This window comes from Pseudoalteromonas sp. TAB23 (assembly GCF_000498075.1).
GTDB lineage: Bacteria > Pseudomonadota > Gammaproteobacteria > Enterobacterales > Alteromonadaceae > Pseudoalteromonas > Pseudoalteromonas arctica.
This window is the reverse complement of record NZ_AUTP01000095.1, coordinates 1-7,082: the sequence shown is the minus strand read 5'-3', so window position 1 is coordinate 7,082 and position 7,082 is coordinate 1. Positions and strand designations below refer to the sequence as shown.

At 41.0% G+C, this 7,082-nt stretch carries 7 protein-coding genes; 1 reads left to right on the top strand and 6 read right to left on the bottom strand.

The window, feature by feature from the left end; translation table 11 throughout:
- The 6 genes from L654_RS0102275 to bioB form a co-directional block, all read right to left on the bottom strand.
- On the bottom strand, positions 1-417 hold a 417-nt coding region (locus L654_RS0102275; protein ID WP_024607139.1), incomplete at its 3' end, for a M48 family metalloprotease.
- 213 nt (positions 418-630) lie between these two features.
- The gene (locus L654_RS0102270) at positions 631-2,202 is read right to left on the bottom strand and encodes an FAD-dependent oxidoreductase (RefSeq protein WP_024607138.1); all 1,572 of its coding nucleotides are present in this window, start codon (positions 2,200-2,202) and stop codon (positions 631-633) included.
- A gap of 129 nt (positions 2,203-2,331) precedes the next feature.
- Positions 2,332-3,015, bottom strand: a complete 684-nt coding sequence (gene bioD, locus L654_RS0102265) for a dethiobiotin synthase (RefSeq protein WP_024607137.1) — start codon at positions 3,013-3,015, stop codon at positions 2,332-2,334.
- Between the two features lie 28 nt (positions 3,016-3,043).
- Complete coding sequence (locus tag L654_RS0102260; protein WP_024607136.1) at positions 3,044-3,919, bottom strand: methyltransferase domain-containing protein; 876 nt, start codon at positions 3,917-3,919, stop codon at positions 3,044-3,046.
- On the bottom strand, positions 3,916-5,067 hold the full coding sequence (locus tag L654_RS0102255) for an 8-amino-7-oxononanoate synthase (protein ID WP_024607135.1): 1,152 nt from the start codon (positions 5,065-5,067) through the stop codon (positions 3,916-3,918). Before L654_RS0102255 ends, L654_RS0102260 begins: the two co-directional genes overlap by 4 nt.
- 13 nt (positions 5,068-5,080) lie before the next feature.
- The gene (bioB, locus tag L654_RS0102250) at positions 5,081-6,121 is read right to left on the bottom strand and encodes a biotin synthase BioB (protein ID WP_024607134.1); all 1,041 of its coding nucleotides are present in this window, start codon (positions 6,119-6,121) and stop codon (positions 5,081-5,083) included.
- 94 nt (positions 6,122-6,215) lie between these two features.
- On the opposite strand from bioB, the gene bioA reads away from it, so the two are divergent.
- On the top strand, positions 6,216-7,082 hold an 867-nt coding region (bioA, locus tag L654_RS0102245; RefSeq protein ID WP_024607133.1), incomplete at its 3' end, for an adenosylmethionine--8-amino-7-oxononanoate transaminase.

Sequence of the window (7,082 nt, the reverse complement as noted above, 5' to 3'; positions counted from 1 at the left end):
GGCTTCGGCTTGATCTTTGGTCATGTTGTGCATTAAGCCTGTGCTTACTGCCACTAACGAGTTGTTTTTACTTGGGCCGGTTGCAAATGCGTTCATTTCTGGGCTGTCGTAAATAGCCACTTCTGGCATTTTAATACCTGCTTTTTTTGCTTGCGCAGATACCGTTTGTACAAGCCAGCGTTCGGTTTCGTTTCGCGGCTGTGTAATTACATGCGCGCCGGTTGATTTTTTAGCGATCCATTTCGACATAAATAACGAAATAAACGATCCACCAAAACCAAACACCGTGGCTATAAGTAAAATTCCGCCAAGGCTACGATGGCTTAAACCCAGCGCACTCATTATTATTGAAAGCACTACACCTAATACCAACATAACCGCTAGGTTAGTTAATAAAAACAAAAATACACGTTTCATATTGTCCTCACAAAATTAATATTGATCACCGAACACTTAAAATAAATTAGGTTAAAGCAATCACTACGCTATGACACACTATGTCATAACGTTAGCGCTATTCTGTGACAAACTATGTCATAACACAAGTGTTATTTATGTATTTATTGATAATTTTTTTGAGAGGCGTTTTATAGCAAATTTAAGACTGAAGTTTCTTTATAAATCAGTTTATTACAAGCTATTATTTAGCTCTGCCATATCAATTGGAAAACCACGCTCGTGTGCCAATATGCGTGCAACTTCGTCAATATTTTCGCAGCTATTGTGTTTAAGGTACGACCATTGATGGCTACTGCGGTGATGATTTACAGCAGGATCGCTGCTTATTATTCCTAATTTTATAAACTCAGACACTATTTGATCGGCAGCTATTAACGTTGACGATGCTTTAACATTTTCGGCCCGCGCATAATTAATATGCGAATATAAACTTACATCGGCTACGCGCAAAGTGTCGTCATCACCTGGGATTTGTTGCCCGCCAAACAAGGCATTATTTTGTGTATTAGCAGTTTTAAACGCAGGTACAAACTCGGCTACATAATCAATTGCTGTTTGGGTGCGTGTTTGCAACGCTGCTTCATCCCAGCCATCTTTAATATAATGCAGATATTTATCGGGGAGTTTAGGTTGTGCGCTCATTGGCGTTGCATCAGCTAACCCATCATTAAACAATGTAATGTTGTTAGTCATGCCATGTATTTGAAAGTAACCATTAGGGTAAGGCGTCAGCTGCGCCATACCTTCTGGCGTACCACGGTTACCATAAATAATTATTTCGGGTATTTGCCCACCAGCACCTTGCCAATGAGTAATGTAAGAGGCTTTAAATTCGACCATGCGTTTTACATCTACCCCAACCAGGTCGTCAATAATACCGGTTTGAAAACCACACGCATTAATAAGGTAATCTACCTCAATGGTTTGTGTATCGGTTTGAGTATCAGGTTGTTCATCAAGGCTTGGCTCTGATTGATATTCAATGCGCCACTTAAGTGTTTGCTTATCATTATTGGTATTTATAACTTCTGATACATTTTTAACACTGGTGCTTGTTAAAACATGAGCGTGTTTGTACTGTGCAAGGGCGAGCTGTGCACTGGCCGATAAGCGAAATATATTCCAACCATATTCTTGTGCAACAATTAGTGGAAACTTTAGCTTATCTAAATCTAAATGCTTAGCCACGGGTATCATCCACTCATCTAATGACGTGGGCTTGGCTACTTGTTTTTGCTTAGCAAGCTTTAGCATTTGCTCATAACTATATAACTGATAATAATGCTCTGGCTCGCCTAACACTTTATTAGCGCTGTCTTGCTCTACAAGCTCGCTGTAGGCTTGTGTTAATTTATTTAAACGCGAAAATAAGTCCTCCGGTGAGTCGTCATCACGTTTAGGCACTGCAAATACTGTGGGGCGAACATCTATGGTGTGAGGATAAAGGCGCGCAATATCTATACATTGCTTGAGTAAATCTATGCAGTCGTCGTCGGGTATTTCACGATATAAGTTGCCACCCGCATGCAAATGGCACATTGGAGGGCCATCAATTAACGACTTTTTCTTTTCAAGTACATAAGTTTCTAACCCTAACGCAGCAAGCCTAATGGCTATTGTGGCGCCAGCTGTGCCCCCACCTATTATGCCTACGCGTTTTTTAGGTAAGCCATAGTTTAGTGCTTTTGGCTCAGCGCTTACGTGCGCATCAGGGGCGTAGCTTTCAATAAATGGGTGCGTCATATAGTCGTTATGTCCTTAGTAACTTAGTAACATTGTCTTTAAGCAAGCTATGTATTTATAAATGTTTATATGTGTACTAAGGCTGACTATTTCAAGATTCACCTAAAAAAGTAACTTTTTTAAAACCACTTAAGTGTTTAAAGATAACGCACTAAGCAAGCTTTTGTATATTTGTAACTTAGGAGTTTGCTCGCTGTAGGGGCTTATAGCAAGTATTGGAAACGGTAAACGTGCTTTAAGTGAATCAAGGTTTGCTTGATACTCGTCCATGTTTTTATCGACTTGGTTTGCAATCCAACCAACGCAGTTTATACCCATACTTTGCATATGCGCAGCGGTTAGTAACGCATGATTTAAGCAACCTAGCTTCATGCCAACAACGAGTATTACCGGCAGTTGATCTGCTTTAACCCAGTCGTATAAATACTCCGTATTGTTAATAGGTAACGCCCAACCACCAGCGCCTTCGGTAAGTATATAATTAGCGCCCTGTTGTTTTACATCTTTATAAGCATCACTTAGTTTATCAATAGTAATACTAACTCCAACTTGCTCAGCGGCTATATGCGGCGCAATAGGGGGTGCAAACGCAAACGGATTTACTACATCGTATTTAGCGCTCACTGTTGCGCTTTCCATTAGTATGAGAGCATCAGCATTTACTAGTTGATCAAATGCCATTTCGCAGCCAGCAGCCAGGGGTTTAAAACCAATGGCTTGTTTTTTGTGTTGGGCAAGTAACTTTAATAGCAAACTGGTAACGTGGGTTTTTCCGGCATCGGTGTCGGTGCCTGTTATAAAAAATTCTTTCATGCGTTGCCTTTAATGTCTTTGGGCTTATTTAGTGTTTTTCTAATGATAACAGCACCACATGATAAGACACACATGCTTTGTTATTTATAAGCGGATACGCACTGCATACTTTTTGTAGCGCCGATTTAGTAAGTAACCCTTGACGTGTATTGGTATGATTTTGCGTAGTTGCACCTATAGCTTTAATTGAGGCAATAGCTTTTAAAGGTGTTGTGTATTCATCGGTGTAAATACGTTTTTGAGCGCTGTTAATAGTAAACCCTGCTTTTTGGACTGATTGGTTTATATGCAACTCACTATTAAAGGTATTTATGTGGCTGTTAGAATCAAGCGCTGCAAAGGCTGTTTTTATTTCGTTAAGTGAGCCCTCTACCACAGCGCTTATGTACGCCTGCCCGCCTGGTTTTAATATGCTGTAAAGTGATTGCATTAAAGCCGAAAAATTAGCAGACCACTGCACTGCAAAGTTACTGTAAATAACATCAACACTGTTTGCTTGCAGCGGTAAGTTATCCATATCGGCACATATTTTAGGTGTGGTTAAATTACTACTTTGCAGCATGTTTATGCTCAAATCCATGGCAATAACGCTTGCAAACATACTTTGTAAGGTATGCGTATTAACAAGTGGCCCTGCGCCTAAATCAACACAAAGCTTATTTTTATTAATACCTAGTTTTATGAGTGAAAATAGATCGATCGCAGCATGTTTTTGAACATTTGCATGGGTGTTATAACGCGCTGCCGCCTTTGAAAATTTACTTTGTGTAGACTTTTTAAGCTCCTTGTTTAGCTCTCGATTTGGCTCCTTATTTAATTCTTTATTTGAATCGCCACTTACTAGGCACGGTTTTACAAGTTGTGTTTGCACTAGATCTGTTTTTAATACTGGCTGAGCAGTCATGCTATTGCACCTACTAAATGCTTAACTAAGTGCGTTATGTCTTGCTCGGTATGTGCGGCGGTTAAAGTAATGCGTAAACGTGAGGTGTTATTTGCAACCGTCGGCGGCCTAATTGCAGTAAGCCAAATACCCTGTTGTTTAAGTTTATCTGCCGCTTGCAACGTTTGCTCAGCGCAGCCTAATACAATGGGCTGTATGGCTGTGTTTGACTCCATTACAGCAATATTATGGCTTTTAGCGAGTTGCTTAAATAATGCAATATTGGCATTTAGCTTATCGCGTTTATCATCAGCTGTTTTTATGCTTTTAATACGCGCAAGTGTGTGGCTTGCCATAAGCGGCGACATAGCAGTTGAATACGTGTAATCGCGATTAAATTGCAGCATGTAATTAATAAACTGTTTACTGCCTAATACACACGCGCCACTACTAGCCACTGCTTTACCAAAGGTAATGACTAATATATCTGGCAGCGTTTGAGTAATAAACGCTTCGCAACTGCCCAAACCGGTTTTTCCTAAAGCACCAAAGCCGTGTGCGTCGTCAATCATTAGCCATGCGCTGTGCTGTTTTGCAAGTGCGAGTAATTCTTTAAGAGGCGCGGTATCGCCATCCATCGAAAACACGCCTTCGCTTATAATTAACTTGTTTTGTGCTTTTGATTTTTCGAGCCGTGAACGTAAGTGGTTTAAATCGTTATGATTAAAACGCACTAATGCGGCGTTAGAGTGCATTGCTCCGTCAATCAAGCTGGCATGATTTAACTTATCTTGAAAAATTGCGCTGTTTTGCGCAGCCGCTTTATCTTGAAACAACGCTTTAATTACGCTGCTATTAGCACTAAACCCTGAGCTAAACAACATGCCTGCGCCATAACCAAATTGCTCGCATAAGTAGTGTTCGAGCGCTTTTTGCTGCGCCTGATAACCTGTAACCAATGCGGAGCTGTGACTCCCTAATGCTTGGGAGTTATTAAGGTTAACAGCCACATCTCCAAAGCCTAAGTAATCGTTACTGGCAAAATTAAGATAGGTTTTATTATTAACCGTTATAGTACGCGCTGTAGCGTGTTGCATTACGTGACGTTTACGAAGCAGCGCATCTTGCAGGCGTGCCTGCAGATGCGTGTTTATAAAATCAAAAGGCATAGTTATAAAAAGCCTATGCTTCGTAAAACAATTCAGACGTTGCTTTGTCAGCCACTTGCGATGAAAGCGAGGCTTCTACTGCTTCGTCTGAATAGTCGTGACGCTTTTCTGGGTTCATGCCTAATTTTTTAATTAGGTTCATATCGGCATCAGCGTCTGGGTTTTCGGTGGTAAGAAGTTTGTCGCCATAAAATATTGAGTTAGCGCCTGCAAAAAAGCACATTGACTGCATTTGCTCGTTCATGGCGTTACGCCCTGCCGATAAACGCACATAGCTATGTGGCATCATAATACGGGCTGTTGCAATGGTACGTATAAATTCAAAGTGATCTAAATCGTCTATGTTTTCAAGCGGTGTGCCTTTAACTTTTACAAGCATATTAATAGGCACGCTTTCTGGCTGTTGTGGCAAGTTAGCGAGCTGCATAAGTAGCCCGTAGCGGTCACTTGCTTGCTCGCCCATACCAACAATACCGCCCGAACATACTTTCATACCGGCATCGCGTACGTGATCAATGGTGTTTAATCTATCTTGAAAAGTGCGGGTTGATATAATTTGCTCGTAATATTCAGGTGATGTATCGAGGTTGTGATTGTAGTAATCAAGCCCTGCGTCTCTAAGTTCATGGGCTTTTTCGTTTGTGAGTTTACCTAGCGTCATACAGGTCTCTAACCCTAGCTCTTTTACTTCTTTAACCATTTGCGAAATGTATGGCATGTCTCTGTCTTTTGGATCTGACCATGCTGCGCCCATACAAAAACGCGTTGCGCCTTTTTGTTTTGCTAGGCGTGCTTGCTCTACTACTTTTTCTACTTCTATTAAGCGTTCGCGCTCTAAATCAGTACGGTAGTGCCCCGACTGCGGGCAATATTTACAATCTTCTGGGCAAGCGCCTGTTTTAATTGATAACAACGTAGAAATTTGCACTTCATTGGGATTAAAATTAGCACGGTGAACCGATGCGGCTTTAAAAAGTAAATCGTTAAATGGCATTTCAAATAATGCTTTAACCTCAGCGTGGGTCCAATCGTGACGAACAGGTGCAAGTTCCATAATACTCTCTTATTTTTTTCATGACGGTGATATTGGCTTAGTCTACGAGTTGAAGTACCATTGTCAACGAAGCCCATCAAGTTAAAGTTTACATATGATTAAAAACAATACGATTGACCTTGATTTTGATCGTGAGCACATTTGGCATCCATATACGTCTATGACTAAGCCAATTCCTGTATACCCCGTTACACATGCCAATCACAACATTATTTACCTCGAAACTGGCGAGCAATTAATCGATGGCATGGCCTCGTGGTGGAGCGCAATACATGGCTATAACCACCCTGTTATAAATAACGCCATGATTGAGCAAATTAATAATATGAGCCACATTATGTTTGGCGGAATTACGCATAACAGCGCAGTAGAGCTTTGCAAAAAAATAGTAAATATAACGCCGCCGAGTTTAACTAAAGTATTTTTAGCCGACAGCGGATCGGTAAGTGTTGAAGTAGCAATAAAAATGGCGCTGCAATATTGGTTAAGCCAAGGCATTACAACAAAACAAAAATTAATGACGCCTTACAAGGGCTACCATGGCGACACCTTTGCAGCCATGAGCGTATGCGACCCCGTTAACTCAATGCATAGTTTGTATAGCGGCTTTTTACCTGAGCATGTTTTTGTACCTGCACCGGTGAGTAAGTTTGGCAGCGAATTTAACCAAGCTGAAGCTCAAGAGCTTGAAGAATACTTTAAAGCAAACCATAACCAAGTAGCCGCCTTTATCATTGAGCCAATAGTACAAAACGCCGGTGGTATGAACTTTTATCACCCTGATTATTTAGCCTGCGTACGTAAATTGTGCACCCAATATAACGTACTGCTAATTTGCGACGAAATTGCCACAGGCTTTGGCCGTACAGGTAAATTATTTGCTGTAGAGCACGCCAATATAGAGCCCGATATAATGTGTATTGGTAAAGCATTAACTGGCGGCTCAATGACGCTATCGGCC

Coding starts and splice junctions, on each gene's coding strand:
- L654_RS0102255 (WP_024607135.1), bottom strand. CDS start 5,067: ATGCCTTTTGATTTTATAAACACGCATCTGCAGGCACGCCTGCAAGAT.
- bioB (WP_024607134.1), bottom strand. CDS start 6,121: ATGGAACTTGCACCTGTTCGTCACGATTGGACCCACGCTGAGGTTAAA.
- L654_RS0102270 (WP_024607138.1), bottom strand. CDS start 2,202: ATGACGCACCCATTTATTGAAAGCTACGCCCCTGATGCGCACGTAAGC.
- L654_RS0102260 (WP_024607136.1), bottom strand. CDS start 3,919: ATGACTGCTCAGCCAGTATTAAAAACAGATCTAGTGCAAACACAACTT.
- bioD (WP_024607137.1), bottom strand. CDS start 3,015: ATGAAAGAATTTTTTATAACAGGCACCGACACCGATGCCGGAAAAACC.